The sequence below is a fragment of the Bacillus sp. 05T21 genome (assembly GCF_056396785.1).
In genome coordinates this window covers 1-22,208 of the sequence record NZ_JBFTMD010000039.1, presented here as the reverse complement: position 1 = coordinate 22,208, position 22,208 = coordinate 1, and the positions used below count along the sequence as shown (strand labels likewise).

Genomic DNA, 22,208 nt, shown 5'->3' with positions numbered 1-22,208 from the left:
ATTAACATTTTTTCATGTCGAATTTTGTTTAGCGTATATTTTCGTTAAAATGTTGGCGGTACGCCTTGAACAAAAAATTGTACATTTTAATCTGGAGATGGCGATTTTCTCGTTTTAGGGGCAACCTGTTCTGTAAGTTGATGGACGTGTGTTTGGACCTCTACATGGAATCCTACTGTCTTTGTTTTAATTTATAAATTTCTAAATTAACTTTCTTTTTATTTAAAATTGTAATACAATCGAGTTAAATAAATTTAACTGGTTAAAAAAAGGATGATGCATAATGAAACAAAAAGCCATTTCCATTATCGAAACATATGAACAATTAAAAGTAATAAGCGATCCATTACGTACAAAAATGCTTATATACTTAGTCGAAAAGCCATATACAGGTCATCAACTTGCTCAGCTTTTAAATCTTTCTCGCGCAAAAATACTCTATCACCTCCGCGAACTAGAAAAACACAACATCATTCAATTAGTAAAAAAAGAAGAACAGGGAGGGAATATTTTAAAGTACTATCAGGCTGTTTCGCGTGGCTTTATTCCTGCAAATCAATTACTTCACTACATTGAATCGCAACAGGCAACAAGACAATCCTATTTAGAAGTATTACATCGTGCACAAACAAGAGTATTAACTGCTCCAGATACCTCATTCGATTTAACATCTTCCCATGTTGAAGATTGGCCAAGTATCTCGATGCAAACAGAATTCTCATTAACAGAAGAACAATTTATAAAGTTTTTAAATCAGTATAGAAACCTTGTTAAAGAAACTTTAGCAGCTTCCACAGAAACTGATACTAATAAAAACTTTTATGTTACAATCACAGGTTTTGAAATTGATCAACTGCTCTTTAACGAAGATTTATAATTCATTATTTGTGGGGAGGAATATTCTTTGAGTGAGCCATTTATATCACAACAAGTTCAACCTAAGTATACAAGCATGTCATTATTTAAAAATCGTGCATTCTTATTTCTTTGGTTATCTAGTACCTCTTCTTTTCTTGCTCTTTCAACCTACCTATTTGCAGAGCAATGGTATGTTATTCGAGCTTTAGGTCAGGAATCAGCACTTGGGATTGTCATGATGGTAACTCTAATCCCGCGAGTCCTCCTAATGACTGTTGGAGGTGTATGGGCAGATCGCTTTAAACGTTCAAAAATTATGTTGGTTTCTAGCTTCACGCGTTTTTTACTGGTTTTTGTAATGATTACTTTATTACATTTACATCTATTAAATTTATGGTCGTTACTGTTTTTTGCACTACTATTTGGAATTCTGGATGCTTTCTTTTCACCAGCGAATCAGTCTCTTCTTCCTCTTCTAGTCCCAAAAGAGATGTTAACTCGATCTAATTCCTTTATTCAAACTTCTAATCAAGTTGCAATGTTTGCCGGACCAATGATAGGCGGCTGGATTATTACAGTTAGTTCTTTCTCGGTTTTATTTCTCTTCGTTGCTTGTTTTTTATTAATTACATCCGCTTTCACTTTATGTATTAAAGAAAAAAATTCTTCACCGTCTTCTAAGCAAGCATCTACCAGACAAGAGCTATTAGAAGGTTTTCAATATGTATGGAACATGCCTTTTTTAAAATCTATACTTTTTATTTTAATGACAATAAACGTCCTCTTCTTTGGCCCTTTACTTATGGGAATTCCATTATTAGCGAGCGAGGTATTACATGGAAAGGCAGTTGAGGTCAGTTTTTTACAAAGCTCTTATCAAGGAGGAATGCTAGGAGGCGCTTTATTGATTGGGCTTTTAAATATTAGGAAAAATAGAGGTCTTTCTATTCTAATACTTATTTCTTTTCTTGGTATTTTTCTTTCTCTCCTTGGTCAAATGTATGATTTATGGCAAGGAATCCTTTTACTTGTGATGATGGGTTTCATGTCTTCTATGATTAATGTACCACTGGTGTCTATTATTCAAGAAAACAGTGAAACAGATAAGCTAGGGAGAGTTATGAGTTTCGTAAATGCCTCTTCGAACGGTTTAGTTCCGCTATCTTATGCTTTTGTATCTATATGCTTAACATTTGGCACTTCTATATCTAACATTCTACTATGTTGTGGCTTACTCATAACTATCTTATCCATTCTTTTCATAATAAAATATAAAATTGTACGTGATACAGATTAACTAAACAGTGCAGTATTTCTAGAAATTAAATGTTCGTTCAGGTTAAGCAGGTGGAGCAATGCTATTTATAAATGTACTAAAAATTTTTTCCGTATTGGGTGTACAGAGGTATCTTATTTTTATTGGAAATAAGTATATTATTCTGTATTAGGGTCCCACTATACATGCCCATCCACTTAAAATATAGGTTGATCCCAAAACAAAAAATAATCTGAATTCACATAAATAACTGTCAAGAGATAAAAATTTCGTTTTGGGGGTACCTCAAAATCTTAGCTTGATAGCGATGGGGTAGTACCACATTGCCATCAACCTAAGAAAACAGGTCACCCCAAAAACGATAAATAAGCTTTTTCGTTACAAGAAAGCCTAAAAATTTCGTTTTGGGGGTGTAATAAAACTTTAGCTTGATGGGCATGTGGCGGGACCTCATATTAATAACAAATAATTATTATTAATTCTTTAATCCTTATTTTCCTGTATAATTTATTTATAGTAATAATCTGATGATAAAGGGGATAAGGATTAATATGAAGTTGCATTCTATCTTTTTTATAAAGTTACAAAATACCCTATCGACAAAATTAGTTTGCCGATAAGGTTTTCAGCTGAATAGAATTTACTTCTCATAAACGACTATACTATAATTCTTCTTTGAAAATAAATAAAATGATTTTCCTCATTGTTAATAGGTTTGAAAGCTTACACAAAGTGTTTTACAGATTCATTTTGAGATTGAGCCGTTTTTTATTAAAGAGTAGGAATCTACTTAGCACTTTTCCATCACGATTCCTATATTATAGACTATATATGATATTAACATATTCTTTAATGAGTTATTTAGAAAGTAGGAGGAGAACATGTACGAACAATATCTAAAGCACTGTTGGCGTTATGAGTACCCAGTTAATTTTATGGAACCCACACTTCAAAAGTATGCACCATCCGCAGTATTTCCAGCGTATACAGCTCCAGTAAATAATCCAATGTATACACCATCCACAGTATTTCCAGCGTATACAGCTCCAGTAAATAATCCAATGTATACACCATCCGCAGTATCTCCAGTGTATACAGCTCCAGTAAATAATCCAATGTATACACCATCCGCAGTATCTCCAGTGTATACAGCTCCAGTAAATAATCCAATGTATACACCATCCGCAGTATCTCCAACGTATACAGCTCCAGTAAATAATCCGATGCATGCACCATCCGCAGTATCTCCAGTGTATACAGCTCCAGTAAATAATCCAATGTATGCAACATCCGCCAAAAAGGAAACTGATACACAACTGCTCCCTTCAATGACAAGTCAAAAGGACGTTTATGTCATGGATTTTTTTTTCAAAGATAAATCTTTTAATTTCGAAACATTACGTGCGGCTGGATTCGCAGTTGACAACGGCGCTGATCTCAACGAAGTGTTCTTGACCGTTGCTGCAATCCCGGAGGGGGATGAAGAAGCATGGATGAGGGAGTGGAAATCTACCGCAGACCGTATTTATGAGCGTGGCAAATATTCCTTCGAGCATGGAGACAAAATCAGCGCACGGGAGGCATTCTTGCGCGCTTCGGCCTACTATCGCAACGCTGAATTTTACCGGCGCAAGGATCCCCAAAACGATCCACACGTTCTCGAGCTGTTCAGTCTTTCTCGCGAGGCGTTTGTGAAGGCGGGCAAACTGTTGGATGGCCCCTTCGAGGAAATCGCCATCCCTTACGGCAAAGATAAGCTCCCCGGATACTTGCTCCTCGTGGACGACAGTGGGAAACCCCGGCCGACTCTCATTTACACCAATGGATTTGACTCGACGACAGAAGAAGGCTACTAGGTCATTGGCGCAGCAGCCTTGCGACGCGGTTTTAACGTAATCCTGTATGACGGTCCTGGTACGGGTCGCATGATCCGCGAGAAGAAAGTATCCTACCGTCCGGACTGGGAAGTAGTGCTCGGTCCTGTTATGGATTATGCTGAGACACGTCCTGAGATTGATAAGTCCAAAATTGTGTTATTCGGATATAGCCTGGGCGGATATCTGTGCGCTCGGACAGCCGCCTTTGATCATCGTCCGGCAGCAATCGTGCTCGACGACGGTATGACGAGCTTTGGCGCGACGTATCCTCCGCTTCCAGAATTCCTTGTTGAGTGGATCAAAGCCGGACGCGATGAGCTGGCGATACCTGTACTCGAATGGATCAAAAAACACGACACCTACGCTCGCTGGGCGTTGCAGAATGGTGTGTGGGTGTTTGGCACTTCGAATGAACCGGAATACATCCGTAAGAGCGAGCAGTTTGCCCTCACCACCGAAGACATGCGCAAGATCAAGTCCCCGGCTCTAATTCTTGAGGGAGAGAACGACCTTGTGTTCAAGGGGCAGGCAAGCAAGCTCGCATCCGAGCTAAAAGCTCCGCACAAGCATGTCGTGATGCGAAACGCTGATGGGGCAGGCGAGCACTGCCATATGGGCGCAATGCGTCTGCTTCATCAGACCATCTTCGACTGGCTCCACACGACCCTGAGGATCGTTAGTTGAGCAATATGAATATGGAGCAAAAAAAGGTGGTTACCTGTTTGAACAAAGTGGTAACCACCTTTTTATTGAGGCTGGAGAAGGTGAAACAGTAGCAAATGCTGTATTCCTCTTAAACAGCTGTTTCAATACTTGAATTAAATATTGAAACAGCAGAACGTGACTAGCTAATTCCACACAAAATAATGCGATCATATTATCACCTCCTCCCTACGCAAACTGGAAGAGATGATAACCACACCTACTATTAATAGCTTCAATATTATTTGTTCACTTAATATTCATTATTGATATAAAAAGATAAGAAGGCCTATCTAAATTTATAGATAGGTCTTTTTTGTTCTTATTTGATAAGCTCTCGTTGAGCGCCCCTATAGCTTCCAATAATATTTTGATAACTAGGAAGATTTTTAGCAAGTAAGTCTCCAAATCCTTCAACGTCATTTCTCCAGTCACGTTGTAATTCGCATGCAATGCTAAACCAGTTCATTAACTGAACCCCTCCATGCGCCATGCGTGTAAGGGCAGCATTGGCAACTTGTTGACTGAAAGTTCCTGATGCATCGGTTGCAACGAACACTTCATATCCTGCTTTTATGGCAGATAATGCAGGGAATGCCACGCAAACATCTGTAACCACACCTGCGATGATTAGTTGTTTTTTACCTGTTTTTTCAATCGCTCTTACAAATTCTTCATTGTCCCAAGCATTGATTTGTCCAGGACGAGCTATTTTTGATGCATCAGGGAAGAGTTCAACTAATTCTTGCATTAGTGGCCCGTTAGGTCCATTTTCAAAGCTTGTTGTTAAAATAACCGGTAACTCAAAAAATTTAGCAGTGTTAGCAAGAGCCATAACATTGTTCTTGAACTCATCAACACTATAGTCACGTACTAGCCCAGCAATAAGACCCGTTTGATGATCTACAAGTAGAACGACAGCATCATCTTTGGAAAGACGAGAATAGAGATCAGACATTATGTAATCCCCCTTTAATTAATTTGGTGGGCAAAGGCCCATTTATAATGATACTGAATTTAATTTATTATTATAAGTATTGTTAAAAATGAGATAAATAGGTAAAATTGTTGACGACGTTTTATTTCCCACAATTTTTTTGAGGGAATTCGATTCAAAAAGATTTCTTAGAGATATAAAGGTGAGTTACGCGGATATATATAAATCCCTTTATTTAAAAGTGTTTTTCTAATTCAGGTATTGATAATTTATAAACAGTACGACTTTATTTCAAAGGTACATTTAGGGGGTACTTAAAACTCTTAGCTTGATGGGCATGTGGTGCTACCCCAGATAAGGGATCCCGCCACATCACTATCAAGCTAACAAAACTAAATTTCCTTAAAATGAAAAATACGCTATTCTTTCTGTGGAATCATAGGAAAGGATGCGTTTTTGGCATGAACTTATCGACTTTTGATAAATTAGAATTGTTTTCTAAGGAGTTTCAACGATATATGTCACCTGATGCTTTAGAACAATTAGCTAGAGAGAGGATTTGTTTTATCTGTAAAACCTTATGATGAACGCGCGGAAGCTGATTTATATTTTGAAATGTATTTGAAAGAACGCGGCTTATTTATCGGCGATGAAGAACCCAAAATTGATAAGGTTATGATTCGAAAGAAAGTTGAAATGTTATAGAAAAAAGCAGGATAGCAATATATCCTGCTTTTTTCATTTAAAAGTCTTATTCTCTAATATAACAACGTAATCATTTGTCAGTCTACCAGCTTCTTTTGTATAATTCACCAGTCTGTGTACATTGTCACAACAAATCTTTGCGCCCCATACAAGTAATGGAACACCAATAAAATCAATATGTAATCTTCTAGAGAATAAACCACCAAACGTCATAGGAAGTGGAACGGTTGGTGACGTATTTGAAAAAATGATTTTTTCGTTGTTTTGATATTGATGTTGAAGAATTTCGCCTAGATTTTTCATAGATGGTACCACAACTTTCGATGCCCCGCACCCTACTGTATAAACAGGGTTGCCTCCCTCATCTCGGCCATGAAAAATAATTTTTCCCATATCAGAAGTTTTAAGTTTATTAAAATAGTCCACATTTAAAATTTCTTCTCTCGTTAATTTCCGATTAATTGGTAGTTTGTTTAAATGATACGCTGCAGCTAGTGAGGTTGTATGCGTTCCGCCATAATCAGTGTAAATAAAAATCATATTCTCATTCCTTTGTCATTTACATTCAATATTGATTAGTATCACCATTTCATCATTTACTAATCAAAAACTGATATATTTGGTTCTGGTGCAAAGATAAAATAAAAAGGAATGTAGCACATATATTTCTAACGGGATTGTATTTTATGCTGTCAGCCTAAATAATTGATGGATGAATTCTTTTTGATTTTGGACAGACTGATTCCTTAAATTAATCTGTTTCTTTTTCATCATATGCATGACTTCCACACCACTCAATATGGCGATGGCTGTTTAAAGTGATTTGAATCCCATCATAGAGCGTATGCGTTTCTTAATAAAACGATGATCTTGTTCCACAATGTTATTTAGATATTTTATCTGCCTGATTTGGATGCCTAGTGGCATCTTTTTTTCTTTCCTCAATTTTTCTATGGCTATTGGATAAGCTGGATTTTTATCAACTATAATCACCCGGGTTTTAGAGACATGAAAAGACCGCAAAGCTTTCTTAAAGAATCGCCTTGCAGCCTTATGATTTCTATACATTTAATTATCTTTATATTTTAATTTATTCCTTAAGGAACTTTTTAAGGCAGTGAAAAATATCCTTCTTATTTTTCACTATATAATACTTAAACTTCTCATCTTCAATGTTTTTATAAACAGAAAAAAGGGTAGATGATGAGCGAGTATACTGATTCACTTCCCCATACCCAAACATATTACACTTCTTCATCAACTCTTCCACAAGCTTTACGCATCTAGCATTATCCGAAGTTAAATTATCACCGTCTGAAAAATGGAATGGATAAATATTATAACGGTCTGGTGAATATTGATTATCGATTAACTCAAGTGCTTTTTTGTATACGGAAGAGCAGATCGTTCCACCACTTTCCCCTTTTGAGAAAAACTCTTCTTCTGTGACGACCTTCGCTTCCGTATGGTGAGCAATAAACTCAATGTCTACGGTTTCATACTTTGTGCGTAAAAATCTTGTCATCCAGAAAAAGAAGCTACGTGCCATATACTTCTCCCATATCCCCATCGATCCACTCGTATCCATCATCGCTAATACAACGGCTTTTGAATCTGGCTTTAACACTTCATTCCAAGTACGGAACTTTAAATCTTCTTGGTGAATTGGATGGAAAGATGCTTTACCACGCATTGCATTTCGTTTATATGCAGATATCATCGTCCGTTTCTTATCAATATTTCCCCATAATCCTGTTTTTCTAATATCATTAAATTCAATATGTTCAATCCGGTTTTCATCCATTTCTTTTCTCTTTAAATTAGGCAGCTCTAACTCTTTGAAAAACGCTTGCTCCAATTCTAAAATTGAGACTTCTGCTTCATAATAATCTTCTCCAGCTGCATCTCCTGCCCCTTGCCCTTTTCCTGGTCCCTTCTGCTTTTGACCACCTGATCCGTCTCTTGCAACAACATCACCAACTTTACTGTCACCGTTTCCTTGCCCAACGTGTTTGTTTTTATCATAATTGTATCTAATCTTATATTCATCTAAAGAACGAATCGGTATTTTCACAACATCCTTGCCATTAGACATAACTATACTTTCTTCTGTTACAAGGTCTGGTAAATTATTTTTGATTGCCTCCTGCACTTTTTCTTGATGGCGTTGTTGGTCGTCATATCCTTTGCGATGGAGGGACCAGTTTTCCTGTGAAATCGTGTAATTTGGTTGGTTTTCTTCGCTCATTCCTTTCCCTCCTTACTGTAATTGTCTTCCCCTATGAACAGCAATCTATAATTTTGTTTTCTAGTGTGCATAACTAGAATATTTGAAAAATAACTGTTCATCGAAAATCATCCCATAAACATATATAGCGTTTTTCATACAATACTCCGAGCATCCTAAACAAAATTTTGCCACTCACATAATAGAAAGAAACATTCAGCCGTTGATAAGAAAGAAACACAATGCATTGTTGCACACATTTTCGTTTTGCAACATATTGTATTGTGTTGGCTTTTTTGTATGAATGGTTGGTTACTCTATCATATGCATATTGTAAAAATAATTGACAAGAAATTCATAAAATCGCATCTTAATTTATTATATTCGGACAAGCTATGACATTTTTTACAAATATCAATAGATAACAAAACGCCGCCCCAAGAATAAGAGACAGCGTTTTGTTATCAAACTATCGATTTAACAAACTACCTACATATCGTAACAATTCATTCGCAGATGAAGAATTATAGCCATGCTCATCAATTAAGCGTGCAACAACATCATTGATTTTCTTAAGCTGATTTTCGTCTGGTGTTTTCGTTGATGTTGTAATTTTCACTATATCTTTTAAATCGGCAAATAATTTTTTCTGAATCGCTTCACGAAGACGTTCGTGTGAATTATAATCAAAGCGTTTCCCTTTACGTGCGTAAGCAGAAATGCGAATTAAAATTTCTTCACGGAATGCCTTTTTAGCATTTTCTGAAATTCCAATTTGCTCTTCAATCGAACGCATAAGTTTTTCATCTGGGCTCATTTCTTCACCAGTTAACGGATCACGTAATTTTGATTTATTGCAGTATGCTTCGACGTTATCTAAGTAATTATCCATAAGTGTCTTAGCTGATTCTTCGTATGAATAAACAAATGCTTTTTGTACTTCTTTCTTAGCAATTTCATCGTATTCTTTTCTCGCTAATGAGATGAAATTCATATAGCGCTCTCGGTCCTCACTACTAATTGACGGATGCTGATCCAATCCGTCTTTTAACGATCTCAGTACATCTAGTGCATTAATAGATGGTACCTCTTTTCGAATAATTGTAGAAGAAATTCGGTTAATGACATAACGAGGGTCAATCCCCTTCATACCTTCATCTTGATATTCGCGTTGCAGTTCCTCTACATCAATCGTATTATATCCTTCTACCGTTTCTCCATCATATAAACGCATCTTTTTAATTAAATCAATATCTGGACGCTTCGGGTCTTTTAAACGAGTTAAAATAGTGAACATCGCTGCAACGCGAAGTGTGTGCGGTGCAATATGAACATTGGACACATCACTTTCACGAATCATTTTTTCATAAATATGTTCTTCTTCACTAACCCGTAAATTATATGGAACTGGCATTACAATAATTCGTGAATGCAATGCTTCATTTTTCTTATTTGCTATGAAGGAACGATACTCTGTTTCATTTGTATGCGCTACAATTAATTCATCTGCTGAAATAAGCGCAAATCTTCCTGCTTTAAAATTCCCTTCTTGTGTAAGCGATAGTAAATGCCATAAAAATTTCTCATCACATTTTAACATCTCTTGGAATTCCATCATGCCGCGGTTCGCCTTATTTAATTCTCCATCAAATCGATATGCACGAGGATCTGATTCCGAACCGTATTCTGCAATTGTAGAAAAGTCTAGACTACCTGTTAAATCGGCAATATCTTGTGATTTTGGATCAGAAGGACTAAATGTACCAATTCCTGTACGGCGATCTTCAGAGAAGAAAATACGCTCTACAACTACATCCTCAATTCTTGACCCGTATTCTTGCTCTAGACGCATAACATTTAATGGTGATAAATTCCCTTCAATCCTTACTCCATATTCATCAAAGAAATCATTCCGTAAATGCTGTGGAATTAAATGAAGTGGATCTTCATGCATTGGGCATCCTTTTATTGCAAAAATAGCTCCACGATCTGTTCGTGAATATGTTTCTAATCCTCGTTTCAACATCGTAACTAATGTTGATTTCCCCCCACTAACAGGCCCCATTAATAACAAAATACGTTTCCTAACATCTAATCGTTTTGCAGATGGATGAAAATATTCTTCCACAAGGCGTTCTAAAGCATCCTCTAATCCAAATAGCTGATTACTAAAGAAGTTATATTTTCTTCTACCATCAACTTCTTCAATTCCAGCATCTTTTATCATATTGTAAATGCGAGAGTGTGCTGTTTGAGCCACCCATGGTCTTTCTTTCACAAGCTCCAAATACTCCGCAAACGTACCTTCCCATTGTAAACGTTCTTCTGCTTCCCGATATTGTTCAATTTTCTTTAGAATATCCATTATAGCTCCTCCCCCATCTCCTTGTTCAATCGGATTATTATAAAAGGTATGCTAGGATGTCCTTAAACATTCTTTAAATCAAAACGAAATATATAATAGCGCTATAAAATTCTCTCCAAAATTCAAAGAAAATTCTGTATAATAAAGGTATTAAAGTTTTCACGCTGCTATTCATTGTAAATAAATTCTTTTCTTCTGGGAACCTTACATACATTTCGATTCACAAGTAGGATTCGTAAACCGAAAAAGTAAGGAGGAAATTAGTATGAAGTTATTATTAATTTTAGGTGTATCGCTCACATTTCTTACAGCTATTTTCACATCTGGTTATAACGATAAGCCAGGTACACAAAAAAAGTGATGTGCTTTTCAGCGCATCACTTTTTTTCTTGTTTTTTATACACTATTTAAAATAAATATTTTCCACATCGTATATCGATAAAGGGCGATTATAAAAATAACCTTGCGCTATTTTTACATTTTTTTCCTTTAAAAATTGTATTTGTTCCGGCTTTTCTACTCCTTCTGCAATTACATTTAACCCTAGAGTATGTGCTAAATGAATAATTGCAGCCGTAATATTCGTATCTCTTTCATCTTTATATATACCTTCCATAAAAGAACGATCAATTTTTAACGTATCAATCGGATATGTTTTTAAATAACTTAAAGATGAATATCCCGTTCCAAAGTCATCTAAATGAATCTTTAAATTTTGTTCTTTTAACTGCAGTAACACTCTTTTTGATACATCTTTATGTATAAGAGCCCCTTCTGTAACTTCTATTGCTAATAAATGAGGGGGAACGTTGTACTTATTTAAAGCACGTGTAATCATCTCTATTAATGTAATAGAACGAAAATGTCTAGCTGAAATATTAACTGCGATTGGTACAACCTCATATCCTTTATTTAACCATTCACGTATCTGTTCACAAACTTGATGTACTACCCATTCATCAAGTTTAATAATAAACCCTGTTCTTTCAGCAAGTGGGATAAATTGATTTGGCGAGACAAAACCTAGCTCCTTATTCTCCCACCTTATTAAGGCTTCCATACTGGCCATCTTTCCTGTTTCAATATTAATTTGAGGTTGATAATAGAGGGAAAATTCATTTTTCTCTATAGCACGATGTAACTGATTTTCTATTATAAACCTTTGTTCACGTTCACAATCTAATCCACTACAATAAAAATGATAATACCCTTTTCCTTTTTCCTTTGCTTTTTCCAAAGCTGCGTCGACTCTTTGGAAAAGCATTTTTTCATCCATTCCATCTTCTGGGGCCATTACAATCCCAATTGATGCACTCAAATAAACATCCTCTTCTTCTATTACAAAATGCCCACTAATTTTTTTTAATATTATTTGTGCAACTTCCTCTACGTATTCTCTCGTTATATTTTCTATTAACATAACAAATTGATCATCATGTTCTCTAAATAAATGCATATCTTCTATTTTTAGGTCTCGTAAGCATTCAGTAACTTTTTTTAAGACTTGATCCCCTTCTTTATGACCAAATGTATCATTAATAAGGTGAAATTCATCCAAATCTATAAAAACCAATGCGAATTCTTTATTCTCAGCTAAAAATTCATTTAGCTTATTTGTACATGATATTCTATTCATTAACCCCGTTAACTGATCAAAGTAAACTAAATATTCTGTTTTCATCTCATTTAATACTTGCCTCGTAACATCCCTCGTAACAATGTACACCCCGACGATTTCACTATTCACAATAATGGGGATTGTCCTCACGGAAATATAAAGTTCATATCCTTCTTTATGAATATATTTCTTTGCAACAATTTGTTTTGCTCTTCCCTGTAAAGCATTTTTAAATATAATTTGAAAAGTTGTTTCATATTCTTTATTTATAAACTGACAAATAAATTGGTCCTTTAACTCTTCATATCGATACCCAAAAATTTCATAAGTCGCTGGATTTGCATATGTAATTCTTCCAATAGAATCTACAGATATAATGGAATCATTATTATATTCTAGTAATGACTTAAATAACATTTGTTTTTCTTCTATTTCCACTTTTTTCTTAACCTGTGCTGTAATATCTCTAGTAATACAAATAATAAACTGACATGTTCCATTTACATCGCATACTGGATTAAGTGAAGATTCATAATGTATATCACCAGTTGGCAAACTAATTACATCACAAAATGTAATTGCTCTCGCTTCTCTCATTACTTTTGCATAGTGTCCTTGCAATAACCTTGCCGTATCTTCTGGTAATACTTCTGCAAAAGTTTTCCCATAACATTCTTTCCCTAGCCTGGCGTGATTCATTCCTATTTTATTCACATAAATATATTTAAAAGTTTCATCATCAATAACTTTCACAATAAACACTAAATCTTGAATAGCATGTAACAATCCCTGTCTTACTAAATCCATATCTATCATACTTAAAAAGGTATTTTGATTATTATATTGTTCCTTCATATTTATCTCAACCCGTCTTATCTATTTTTATTCATATATCTCATTCTATATGAATATGTACCTTTTTTAAAATGTATGATTACATATTTTTTTAAAAAATAAAAAAGCCGCCAAATGGCGACTTTTAATACACGATTTCTAAATCTAATCCTGGATAATTTTGTTGACGGAACGCTTCATAAATTAAAATTGCTGCTGTATTAGATAAATTTAATGAGCGTACTTTATCCGTCATTGGAATACGTAAACAATGATCGAAGTTTTCTTCAATTACATTAGCTGGTAATCCATTTGTTTCTCTTCCAAATACGAAATAGTAATCCTTCTCACGTTTGCTATAATCAAATGCTGTATGAGCTTTCTCGCCATACTTTGTTAAATAAAAGAATTCACCATCTTTATTTTTCTCATAAAATTCTTCGATTGAATCATAATACGTAACTTTTACGTGCTGCCAATAATCTAATCCTGCACGCTTTAACATTTTGTCATCCGTTGAAAATCCAAGCGGTCTAATCAAATGTAATTCTGTTCCAGTTGCTGCACAAGTACGTGCAATATTTCCTGTATTTGCTGGAATTTCTGGTTGATATAAAACAACATGTACTCCCACGCGATATTCACCTCTATTTTTTATCTACTACGTATTATACCACTTGAACGAAAAATCTCTACCCATTAATAATATGAAAGAATTTATATTTCATTTGTGGTGTATATTTACTAGAATCTTCATAGTTCCAATAACGCCTGCGGCTATTCGCTGAATGTGCATTTACAAGCGGCATACCATCTGCGTCTTTTGCTACTACAATTGTCGTATGATTCCACCTACCATCATCCTCAAAATCATACGCAATTACATCGCCAAGAATAAGGTCTTCTGGCCTTTCTACTGCTTCTGCTCGAAGCCCTGTTGTAGCACCTGACAAATACCAATAAAAAGAGTGTGCTACAGCCCAGCTCCAACTCCACTGGTTTCCCCTTTGCCACCACCCTTTACGAATGTTAGGATGTCCATTCATCGGTACTTCTCCAGTGTGCAGACATTGTGAAATAAAATTTGTACAATTATCCGGAAAATTACGGTATGCAGAATTGCGATCATCCCACCAACGCTCTGCATATTTCACTGCCTCTAAACGATTATATTGATATGAACCGTATTTTTCTTTCGTGACTTCCCGTTCTAACGTTTCACCTATTCCTATTTCTTCTGACACTTCAAGAGCATAATCATCTATTATACAACTATTTTTTAAACAAACTCGTCGTTTTAATTGTTCCTCTTCGATATAAAATAATTCTTTATGCTTAATTAAATATTTCAAGTGTATTTGATAATCAATTTCTTGATGCTCATTACTATTTAATTGTCTAACGAAAGAAATATCTGCAGTTGCTTTCACTATATGTGCACTACGCTTTTGAAACAATTGTTTCTTTCTCTGTACCATTTGTAACAAATCTACTGCAATACCATCTACATCTGTTCGTTTCTCTGTTATATATGCTAAAAACTGTTGCACTTGCTTTTCAATATTCGCTTTTACAACCATTTCGTCTCCCTCCCATATTACAATATGAAAAAGGGAGATATTATCTACTCTTTTTTCTGTGCTAACAATTCAAGTCCACGATTCATTTCATGAAGAACCTCTTCATCTTTCTCACGTTCCATCGCTTTTTCAATCGCTTCTCCTACTCCATCTCCACCAATTTTCCCAAGTGCCCATGCTGCTGTTCCCCGAAGGACTGGTCTTGGATCATCTTTCATAACACCGATTAAATCAGGAATTGCTGCTGTTTCTTTAAAATGCGCAAGTGCTAAAATAGCATTTCGTTGCAATGGTTTTTTACCTCTCCATGAACCAGACATAATTCCATACTTCTCTTTAAAATCACGATTACTAATTGTTAAAAGTGGTGTTAATAACGGTTTAACTAACTCAGGGTCAGGCTCCATTTCAGGATGGTTATGAAAATCCATTCCTTTATTTTTCGGACAAACAGTCTGACACGTATCACATCCATATATACGGTTTCCTATTTTATCGCGATATTCTTCAGGCAGAAACCCTTTTGTCTGTGTTAAAAATGCAATACATTTCTTCGAGTCCAACTGCCCGCCTTGTACTAAAGCACCTGTAGGACAAATATCAATACATTTCGTACAACTTCCACATTGATCTTCTATTGGCCGATCAGGAGGGAATGGAACATTCGTAATCATTTCTCCTAAGTATACATACGAACCAAATTCCGGCGTAATAATAGCGCAGTTCTTACCACTCCATCCAATACCGGCACGCTCTGAAACAGCTCGATCACTTAGCTCCCCTGTATCAACCATTGATTTCACTTCTATATCCGGCAGCTTTTCGATTAAATACGCCTCTAACTTTTGCAAACGATCTCGTAGAACAAGGTGATAATCTTGGCCCCAAGAAGCACGGCAAAAAATCCCACGTCGTTCCCCTCGTTTACTTAATGGTGCATTTTTTAATTTTGAAGGGTATGCTAAAGCAATCGCAATAATTGATTTCGCACCAGGTAACAATAGCTGTGGATTCGTTCTCTTCTCTATATCAGGCTCTTCGAATCCAGACTGATAATTCAATTGTTGTTGCTGGATTAGGCGCTGCTTTAATTCCTCAAATGGTGAAGCACTGGCAAAACCTATTTTATCTATACCAATCGTTTTACTATACGCAATTACATCTTGCTTTAATTGTTCAAAGTCCATTTTCAATCGCCTCCACCGATGAATCCATCCCTTATGTAACGACCATACTGGTTATCAATTCACTTTTGGATAATATTCTTCACTTCTATTTTCGCATACAATTATGATTTTCAAACATTAAAAAACGCAATGCTTCGTTTATCTTAGAAACGAAACACTGCGTTGATCACAATTTATTAGAAAAACATTAAATAAAATTTGGAGCGGGTGAAGAGAATCGAACTCTCGACCAGAGCTTGGAAGGCTCTTGTTTTACCACTAAACTACACCCGCAAATATGAAAAAAATATAAGATATTGAAATAACTTATGTAAAGTAGTATAGCATGTAAAAAAAATCGAAGCAAGAAATTTATCGAAAAAAGTCGAAAAAGTGATGAGATACCTCATCACTTTTTCAATTCTTTATCAATCGCCTTCTTCATACTATCGAAATCAGGGTTTGCAAGATTCCCATTTATATATACTGAAGGAGCACCTTGAACTTTTAATTTTTGAGCACGATCTGAATCTTTACGTACTTTGTCTTTCATTTCTTTACTGTGTAAATCTTTTTTAAACTGTTCTACATTAATTTTCGGAAGCTTTTCTTTCACAATATTAAGAAGTAATTCTTCTGTAATCCATTCTTCCGTATCTTTCTTTTGATTTTGATAAATCTCATCATAGAAAATCCAGAATGAATCTTGATCTTGTTTATAAATTGCTTCACCGGCAGCTGCACCTAAATCAGAGTCTTTTCCGATAAACGGGAAGTTAATAAAATATAACTGCACTTTACCTTTATCAATATACTCTTCTTTTAATCGTGGTAATACTGTTACATCCCAAGTACGACAAGCTGGACATTTAAAGTCTCCAAATTCAACTACCTTAACTGGAGCATCATCTTTTCCTAAAGATTGTTGCGTAGAATAAGCAAACATCTCATTCCCTTTATCTTTCTTGTCATTTATGATGCTATACACAATCGTCCCGATTACAATCAATACTGCAATAGAAAAAACTATACCAAGAACCATGAGTTTGTTTGATGATTTCATATACATTCCTCTTTAATTTCATATTCTGTATACATCATTGTACACAATACACATAATATCAATACTTACATAGGTCACGCAATGAACACGCTCACATAAATTACAAAAATACAACGTTTGTGACAATATTGTGTCGCCTTTTGTCACAAATTATCAAAAAAAGAAGCTCCTATGTAGGAACTTCTTTTAACTTACTGCTTTTTCACGGGCATTTTTTAACATGGATTGCTCTGTTTTTATATCATGGCGAATTACTAATTTCTCACTAACTGCTTGCACATATTCATCATGATTTATATACCCTTCTTTCTCCATTAGCCTTAAAACTACATTCCGTCTCTCAACAGCTTTATCATAATTTTGTGCAGGTGAGTAATAAGCCGGTGCTTTTACTATAGCAGCCATCATTGCACTTTCAGCCAATGTTAATTGATCCACTTTTTTACCGAAGTAAAGGTTTGCTGCTTTTTCAATCCCCCATGCGCCTTCTCCATAGTAAATATTACTTACATACAATTTTAATATCTCATCCTTTGTGAATGTACGTTCAATCTTTTTCGTATAAAAAATTTCTTTCCACTTACGGGAAAATGTACGTTCATTAGATAAGAAAGCATTTTTAGATAACTGCTGTGTAATCGTGCTTCCTCCTTGCACAACACCACCAGCTTTTATATTTTCAATAGACGCCCTGATAATCGCTATATAGTCTAAACCGTTATGATGATAAAATCTTTTATCTTCCGTCGCAATAAATGCGTGTGTTAATGATTCTGGCACCTCTAACTTAGCGGGTACATGTAATTTACTAATATCACTTCGCTCAATCATTACATTTCCAACGAATAATAATGCAAAACTTAACAATAATAATAATATAATGGCTTTATAAAGAAATTTAGTTAATGGATTTAATGCAACTTTTTGATGATAATTCACTCTAGATAATACTCGTTCTTTCATCTCGAACACCTCTTTTCCACACAGCATATAACTCTTAATTTAAGAATACCTTGTTATAAAAGAATATCCCATCGATTTCTCTTACACCTACCTTACAACATTGTAAGGTGTAAAAATGTATTGTATCACAGTCCCTTTTTATCTACTATTCATATGAAATGTTGAATATACATTTATTTATCACACTATTTATAGGAAGTAGGACTCTCCTTAATTTCACTTTATTCTTTTATTATATCAGTTTATACATTTATACTTTTAAACATCTAGCAATCTAATTATATACGATATATCACCATTATACAGAACTAACGTTCTATGAATCAATACTAGCTTTCGGATTATCTCGCTATTTGTGTGCAGTAAGAATTCTCCCTCAAAACTTGGCTAAAGCTAGGAAATTAGGTGGTAGTCCTGCTTCCTCCACTAATTATTAGCCTACACTTTATTATTGTGACCTTTTTCTGAAACAGTATACATAAAGAAAAGGTTAGCAATTTGAGCTGTCCTCAAATAACTAACCAAAACTTTACAACCTTCCTATAAGATTATATGGCTGAACTTCCCATGTTTCGTATGGAATGAAATGCATTGCTTTCATCGCATCAAGTGTCCTTGATTTCATATGAGGACGCGTTATATACTCATCAATGTTCTCTTCGTTTAAAGCAACAAATTTAGCCTCTTGTATTTCTTCAGATTGAATTTTTATTTCACCACTAACATATGCTACTTTAAAAACAACAGCTACAATATGCATAGAAGCATTATAATAAATCCCTGTAACTCCGATAGGCTTCACAGTTAATCCTGTTTCCTCCATTATTTCTCTGCAAACAGCTTGATCGAGTGCTTCCCCTTCTTCTACCTGTCCTCCAGGCATTTCCCACGTATCTGCTCGCCAGTGCACTTTCGTTAAAAGCACCTCATTCTTTTCATTTGTTAAATAACCTGCTACGGCAACAATATGCTTTGGTGTTTTATGCTCCACAGAAATACCTCCTAGAAATATGATTATTTAAAATACAAACCTATAACCATATTCCCTAGTAGCTACAAAATACCTTTAATACTTTACCACCTTAATTAACTCCATAAAAAAAGACCCTATCCGTTAAAGGAAAGGGTCTTCTGTCTTATATTATTCCCCTAAGTCTACGTTGTGGTAAACTTGCTGTACATCTTCTAAATCTTCTAATGCATCAACCATTTTTTCAAATTGCACTTGAGCATCTTCAGGAAGTTCTACATCACTTTGTGCAAGCATTGTTAATTCTGCAACAGTAAATTCTTCAACACCAGCACCTTTAAGTGCAGATTGTACTGAATGGAACTGATCAGGTTCAGCATAAACGATAACAGAATCTTCTTCTTCTAGAATGTCACGTGCATCTACATCTGCTTCCATTAAAATTTCAAGAACTTCATCTGATGTTTTACCTTCAAGACCGATAACAGCTGTCGCATCAAACATGTAAGCGACAGAACCGTTTACACCCATGTTACCACTGTTTTTGCTAAATGCAGCTCGTACATCTGCTGCAGTACGGTTTACGTTATTTGTCAGTGTATCTACAATTACCATAGATCCGTTTGGTCCAAAGCCTTCATAACGAAGCTCGTCATAGTTTTCTTCTGAACCGCCTTTTGCCTTTTCAATCGCACGGTCAATAATTGTTCTTGGCACGTTGTATGTTTTCGCACGTTCTAATACAACTCTTAACGTTTGGTTTGATTCTGGATCTGGCTCGCCTTGTTTTGCTGCCACATAAATTTCACGTCCAAATTTCGCGTATATACGGCTTGTATTTGCATCTTTTGATGCTTTTTTTTCTTTAATATTGTTCCATTTACGGCCCATACTTTCCACTCTCTTTCCCATTTTAAATCTACATAAAAATATTAATATGAAATATAATGTGTATTCAACACATTTTTAAAAGAAATATAAAAAGTTCATTTTTGATTCATATTACAGACATAATATAAATCACTATCATTTTGTTCTTTCGACAAGTTATATTATACATGAATTCCTAAGTTTATTACGAATTTTAGAATCACATAGCATAATTTAACAAAAAAAAACCTAACATTTCTGTTAGGGTCTTTTTAGGTGACATTTATATAGAGTGCTACCCTTAAAATCCTTTATTTTAAACCATTTTAAAAATTTTGAGCTTCTTTAAACATGATAAATTAAAATGAAACGGAGCCAAAATGGAATCATATTAAATAACTGACACCTTTTACTTTCATTTCTCTCCCTTGATTAAATTTATCATATTTCATTTATTACTGTGATGATTTATTTTATTATTTCTCGCTAAACAATAAGAAACAGGGCAAAGCTGCCATGTCCTTTTAAATATTTGTTATGTAGTATGTTATGAACTATTCATTATCAAACTAAAGTTATTCCTTTTCATTCCTCTACTAATCCCATAATATTTCCTTAATTACTTTCTATTGCTGTATAATTAAAATAGGAAAAAATTTGAAGAAAAGATGGGGGAGAATTATGACACATTCAAATGAGAAAAAATCATATGGTTTTAAAGGAATAGGAGAGAAGTTAAACCCAACTATCTATCAAGTGAGATTCATAAAATTGGATGGTCCAATTCAATTTGATTCGTTCCCTAAATTAAAGGAATTAGGGGACTGGTTGAGTACTTCAACGCAAATATGGTCGTGTCACTCAACTATGTACAAGTACAACAGAGAAGAGTTTGAAAAGAAGTTTTTCGAAATTACGAAATTACCAGCTGATAATGTGGTAATTTCAACTGGTGGTATCGGATTTAACTTCATGTCACCAGGGTGGAGAGATTCTCTCTAGAGTGCTCGAAAAAATTCTTGTATATGTAATATTCTACTGAAATTTTATCCTTTTAATACTTCATAGTTTCTTCCAACTGTATCTAAAGTTCATCACTTACTCACCGCACACTACCCCAACGCACTATTAGTGCTTATTTTGTAGTGTGAAGAAAACACAAAAAAACTCTACACAATTAGTGTAGAGCCTTGATGTTACGCCGTTCGTGATACCGATGGTCGGGGTCGAACCGACACTCCCGAAGGAACACGATTTTGAGTCGTGCGCGTCTGCCAATTCCGCCACATCGGCATAAAAGAAAGGCGGCAACCGGATTTGAACCGGTGGTAAAGGTTTTGCAGACCTCTGCCTTACCACTTGGCTATGCCGCCATATGAAGTTAAAATGGAGCGGAAGACGGGATTCGAACCCGCGACCCCAACCTTGGCAAGGTTGTATTCTACCACTGAACTACTTCCGCAAAAATGGCTGGGCTAGCTGGATTCGAACCAGCGCATGACGGAGTCAAAGTCCGTTGCCTTACCGCTTGGCTATAGCCCACCGAAGTTTTACTTAATTATATGTAAGTATCCATTAATTTATTTGTAATTTTTTAAAAAATAAAAATGGGGCGACTGATGGGAATTGAACCCACGAATGCCGGAGCCACAATCCGGTGCGTTAACCACTTCGCCACAACCGCCATGTTGTGTTTATATATTTGGCAGGGGCAGTAGGAATTGAACCCACACTGGAGGTTTTGGAGACCTCAGTTCTACCTTTAAACTATGCCCCTATGTAAAATGGTGGAGGGGGGCAGATTCGAACTGCCGAACCCGAAGGAGCGGATTTACAGTCCGCCGCGTTTAGCCACTTCGCTACCCCTCCGAAACTTACATGGTGCCGGCTAGAGGACTTGAACCCCCAACCTACTGATTACAAGTCAGTTGCTCTACCAATTGAGCTAAGCCGGCATATTTTATTAAAATGGTGGCTCGGGACGGAATCGAACCGCCGACACGAGGATTTTCAGTCCTCTGCTCTACCGACTGAGCTACCGAGCCTTATTAAAATGGCGGTCCCGACCGGGGTCGAACCGGCGATCTCCTGCGTGACAGGCAGGCATGTTAACCACTACACCACGGGACCATTTGGTTGCGGGGACAGGATTTGAACCTGCGACCTTCGGGTTATGAGCCCGACGAGCTACCGTACT

At 35.7% G+C, this 22,208-nt stretch carries 19 protein-coding genes, 11 tRNA genes and 1 pseudogene; 5 read left to right on the top strand and 26 right to left on the bottom strand.

From position 1 onward, the window contains the following. Positions 1–283 precede the first annotated feature (283 nt). Both AC1DKZ_RS30290 and AC1DKZ_RS30285 read left to right on the top strand, forming a co-directional pair. Positions 284–877 carry an ArsR/SmtB family transcription factor gene (locus AC1DKZ_RS30290; RefSeq protein WP_476997744.1) on the top strand — a complete coding sequence of 198 codons (594 nt, stop codon included), beginning with the start codon at positions 284–286 and terminating at the stop codon, positions 875–877. A 27-nt stretch (positions 878–904) separates the two neighbouring features. After that, a complete protein-coding gene (locus AC1DKZ_RS30285) occupies positions 905–2,155 on the top strand; it encodes an MFS transporter (protein WP_476997743.1) in 1,251 nt (416 codons plus the stop codon). A 928-nt stretch (positions 2,156–3,083) separates the two neighbouring features. On the opposite strand, the gene AC1DKZ_RS30280 is transcribed toward AC1DKZ_RS30285, so the two are convergent. Then, a complete protein-coding gene (locus tag AC1DKZ_RS30280; protein WP_476997742.1) occupies positions 3,084–3,431 on the bottom strand; it encodes a hypothetical protein in 348 nt (115 codons plus the stop codon). Positions 3,432–3,489: 58 nt separating this feature from the next. Between AC1DKZ_RS30280 and AC1DKZ_RS30275 the strand changes: the two genes are divergently transcribed. Together AC1DKZ_RS30275 and AC1DKZ_RS30270 are read left to right on the top strand one after the other, a co-directional pair. Further along, positions 3,490–3,990 (top strand): alpha/beta hydrolase, encoded by a 501-nt coding sequence (locus tag AC1DKZ_RS30275; protein WP_476997741.1) that lies wholly within the window; start codon positions 3,490–3,492, stop codon positions 3,988–3,990. A gap of 18 nt (positions 3,991–4,008) precedes the next feature. Further along, positions 4,009–4,695, top strand: a complete 687-nt coding sequence (locus tag AC1DKZ_RS30270; protein WP_476997740.1) for an alpha/beta hydrolase family protein — start codon at positions 4,009–4,011, stop codon at positions 4,693–4,695. Between the two features lie 30 nt (positions 4,696–4,725). Here AC1DKZ_RS30270 and AC1DKZ_RS30265 read toward each other — a convergent pair whose 3' ends face one another. From AC1DKZ_RS30265 to AC1DKZ_RS30195, 15 genes and pseudogenes are all read right to left on the bottom strand, one after another. Then, entirely contained in the window at positions 4,726–4,887 is a 162-nt protein-coding gene (locus AC1DKZ_RS30265) for a hypothetical protein (protein ID WP_429692062.1), read from the bottom strand. A 148-nt stretch (positions 4,888–5,035) separates the two neighbouring features. Next, positions 5,036–5,671: an isochorismate family cysteine hydrolase YcaC gene (gene ycaC / locus AC1DKZ_RS30260; protein ID WP_286096924.1), complete on the bottom strand. Its 636-nt coding sequence runs from the start codon at positions 5,669–5,671 to the stop codon at positions 5,036–5,038. A 717-nt stretch (positions 5,672–6,388) separates the two neighbouring features. Next, positions 6,389–6,895 carry a DUF3189 family protein gene (locus tag AC1DKZ_RS30255; RefSeq protein ID WP_476997739.1) on the bottom strand — a complete coding sequence of 169 codons (507 nt, stop codon included), beginning with the start codon at positions 6,893–6,895 and terminating at the stop codon, positions 6,389–6,391. Between the two features lie 144 nt (positions 6,896–7,039). After that, positions 7,040–7,417, bottom strand: a pseudogene (locus AC1DKZ_RS30250) (DDE-type integrase/transposase/recombinase); the annotation flags it as partial. Between the two features lie 28 nt (positions 7,418–7,445). Beyond that, positions 7,446–8,603, bottom strand: a complete 1,158-nt coding sequence (gene yhbH, locus AC1DKZ_RS30245) for a sporulation protein YhbH (protein ID WP_476997738.1) — start codon at positions 8,601–8,603, stop codon at positions 7,446–7,448. Positions 8,604–9,051: 448 nt separating this feature from the next. After that, entirely contained in the window at positions 9,052–10,947 is a 1,896-nt protein-coding gene (locus AC1DKZ_RS30240; RefSeq protein WP_002029658.1) for a PrkA family serine protein kinase, read from the bottom strand. 403 nt (positions 10,948–11,350) lie between these two features. Next, a complete protein-coding gene (locus AC1DKZ_RS30235) occupies positions 11,351–13,420 on the bottom strand; it encodes a sensor domain-containing protein (RefSeq protein ID WP_476997737.1) in 2,070 nt (689 codons plus the stop codon). A 124-nt stretch (positions 13,421–13,544) separates the two neighbouring features. Further along, complete coding sequence (gene trmL, locus AC1DKZ_RS30230) at positions 13,545–14,033, bottom strand: tRNA (uridine(34)/cytosine(34)/5-carboxymethylaminomethyluridine(34)-2'-O)-methyltransferase TrmL (RefSeq protein WP_000538149.1); 489 nt, start codon at positions 14,031–14,033, stop codon at positions 13,545–13,547. A gap of 58 nt (positions 14,034–14,091) precedes the next feature. Further along, on the bottom strand, positions 14,092–14,979 hold the full coding sequence (locus tag AC1DKZ_RS30225; RefSeq protein ID WP_002029655.1) for an amidase domain-containing protein: 888 nt from the start codon (positions 14,977–14,979) through the stop codon (positions 14,092–14,094). Between the two features lie 44 nt (positions 14,980–15,023). Then, positions 15,024–16,166: a tRNA epoxyqueuosine(34) reductase QueG gene (queG, locus tag AC1DKZ_RS30220; RefSeq protein ID WP_002115986.1), complete on the bottom strand. Its 1,143-nt coding sequence runs from the start codon at positions 16,164–16,166 to the stop codon at positions 15,024–15,026. 199 nt (positions 16,167–16,365) lie between these two features. Further along, positions 16,366–16,439 (bottom strand) — tRNA-Gly (locus tag AC1DKZ_RS30215). Between the two features lie 115 nt (positions 16,440–16,554). Continuing rightward, positions 16,555–17,208, bottom strand: a complete 654-nt coding sequence (locus AC1DKZ_RS30210; RefSeq protein WP_002204548.1) for a DsbA family protein — start codon at positions 17,206–17,208, stop codon at positions 16,555–16,557. A gap of 186 nt (positions 17,209–17,394) precedes the next feature. Further along, positions 17,395–18,171, bottom strand: a complete 777-nt coding sequence (locus AC1DKZ_RS30205) for a transglycosylase domain-containing protein (RefSeq protein WP_002091102.1) — start codon at positions 18,169–18,171, stop codon at positions 17,395–17,397. A gap of 529 nt (positions 18,172–18,700) precedes the next feature. After that, positions 18,701–19,162 carry an NUDIX hydrolase gene (locus tag AC1DKZ_RS30200; protein WP_002010362.1) on the bottom strand — a complete coding sequence of 154 codons (462 nt, stop codon included), beginning with the start codon at positions 19,160–19,162 and terminating at the stop codon, positions 18,701–18,703. Positions 19,163–19,312: 150 nt separating this feature from the next. Beyond that, entirely contained in the window at positions 19,313–20,032 is a 720-nt protein-coding gene (locus tag AC1DKZ_RS30195) for a YebC/PmpR family DNA-binding transcriptional regulator (RefSeq protein ID WP_002113875.1), read from the bottom strand. Positions 20,033–20,692: 660 nt separating this feature from the next. Between AC1DKZ_RS30195 and AC1DKZ_RS30190 the strand changes: the two genes are divergently transcribed. Next, positions 20,693–21,013 (top strand): DUF3884 family protein, encoded by a 321-nt coding sequence (locus AC1DKZ_RS30190; protein ID WP_242248322.1) that lies wholly within the window; start codon positions 20,693–20,695, stop codon positions 21,011–21,013. Positions 21,014–21,222: 209 nt separating this feature from the next. On the opposite strand, the gene AC1DKZ_RS30185 is transcribed toward AC1DKZ_RS30190, so the two are convergent. The 10 genes from AC1DKZ_RS30185 to AC1DKZ_RS30140 form a co-directional block, all read right to left on the bottom strand. After that, a tRNA-Leu gene (locus tag AC1DKZ_RS30185) sits at positions 21,223–21,304 on the bottom strand. A 9-nt stretch (positions 21,305–21,313) separates the two neighbouring features. Further along, positions 21,314–21,384, bottom strand: a tRNA-Cys gene (locus tag AC1DKZ_RS30180). 14 nt (positions 21,385–21,398) lie between these two features. Further along, positions 21,399–21,473, bottom strand: a tRNA-Gly gene (locus AC1DKZ_RS30175). Between the two features lie 5 nt (positions 21,474–21,478). Next, positions 21,479–21,553 (bottom strand) — tRNA-Gln (locus tag AC1DKZ_RS30170). Between the two features lie 66 nt (positions 21,554–21,619). Then, a tRNA-His gene (locus AC1DKZ_RS30165) sits at positions 21,620–21,695 on the bottom strand. A 19-nt stretch (positions 21,696–21,714) separates the two neighbouring features. Beyond that, a tRNA-Trp gene (locus AC1DKZ_RS30160) sits at positions 21,715–21,788 on the bottom strand. Between the two features lie 8 nt (positions 21,789–21,796). Further along, positions 21,797–21,880, bottom strand: a tRNA-Tyr gene (locus AC1DKZ_RS30155). A 10-nt stretch (positions 21,881–21,890) separates the two neighbouring features. Beyond that, positions 21,891–21,966, bottom strand: a tRNA-Thr gene (locus tag AC1DKZ_RS30150). Positions 21,967–21,980: 14 nt separating this feature from the next. Further along, positions 21,981–22,056, bottom strand: a tRNA-Phe gene (locus AC1DKZ_RS30145). 9 nt (positions 22,057–22,065) lie between these two features. Next, positions 22,066–22,141 (bottom strand) — tRNA-Asp (locus AC1DKZ_RS30140). Between the last annotated feature and the right edge of the window lie 67 nt (positions 22,142–22,208).

Excerpts from the sequence above, each read along its gene's own strand:
- AC1DKZ_RS30190 (WP_242248322.1), top strand. The coding sequence starts at position 20,693 with ATGACACATTCAAATGAGAAAAAATCATATGGTTTTAAAGGAATAGGA.
- AC1DKZ_RS30195 (WP_002113875.1), bottom strand. The coding sequence starts at position 20,032 with ATGGGCCGTAAATGGAACAATATTAAAGAAAAAAAAGCATCAAAAGAT.
- AC1DKZ_RS30225 (WP_002029655.1), bottom strand. The coding sequence starts at position 14,979 with ATGGTTGTAAAAGCGAATATTGAAAAGCAAGTGCAACAGTTTTTAGCA.
- AC1DKZ_RS30290 (WP_476997744.1), top strand. The coding sequence starts at position 284 with ATGAAACAAAAAGCCATTTCCATTATCGAAACATATGAACAATTAAAA.
- AC1DKZ_RS30255 (WP_476997739.1), bottom strand. The coding sequence starts at position 6,895 with ATGATTTTTATTTACACTGATTATGGCGGAACGCATACAACCTCACTA.
- AC1DKZ_RS30265 (WP_429692062.1), bottom strand. The coding sequence starts at position 4,887 with ATGATCGCATTATTTTGTGTGGAATTAGCTAGTCACGTTCTGCTGTTT.
- AC1DKZ_RS30210 (WP_002204548.1), bottom strand. The coding sequence starts at position 17,208 with ATGAAATCATCAAACAAACTCATGGTTCTTGGTATAGTTTTTTCTATT.
- AC1DKZ_RS30235 (WP_476997737.1), bottom strand. The coding sequence starts at position 13,420 with ATGAAGGAACAATATAATAATCAAAATACCTTTTTAAGTATGATAGAT.
- ycaC (WP_286096924.1), bottom strand. The coding sequence starts at position 5,671 with ATGTCTGATCTCTATTCTCGTCTTTCCAAAGATGATGCTGTCGTTCTA.
- yhbH (WP_476997738.1), bottom strand. The coding sequence starts at position 8,603 with ATGAGCGAAGAAAACCAACCAAATTACACGATTTCACAGGAAAACTGG.
- queG (WP_002115986.1), bottom strand. The coding sequence starts at position 16,166 with ATGGACTTTGAACAATTAAAGCAAGATGTAATTGCGTATAGTAAAACG.
- AC1DKZ_RS30275 (WP_476997741.1), top strand. The coding sequence starts at position 3,490 with ATGGATTTTTTTTTCAAAGATAAATCTTTTAATTTCGAAACATTACGT.
- AC1DKZ_RS30205 (WP_002091102.1), bottom strand. The coding sequence starts at position 18,171 with ATGAAAGAACGAGTATTATCTAGAGTGAATTATCATCAAAAAGTTGCA.
- AC1DKZ_RS30240 (WP_002029658.1), bottom strand. The coding sequence starts at position 10,947 with ATGGATATTCTAAAGAAAATTGAACAATATCGGGAAGCAGAAGAACGT.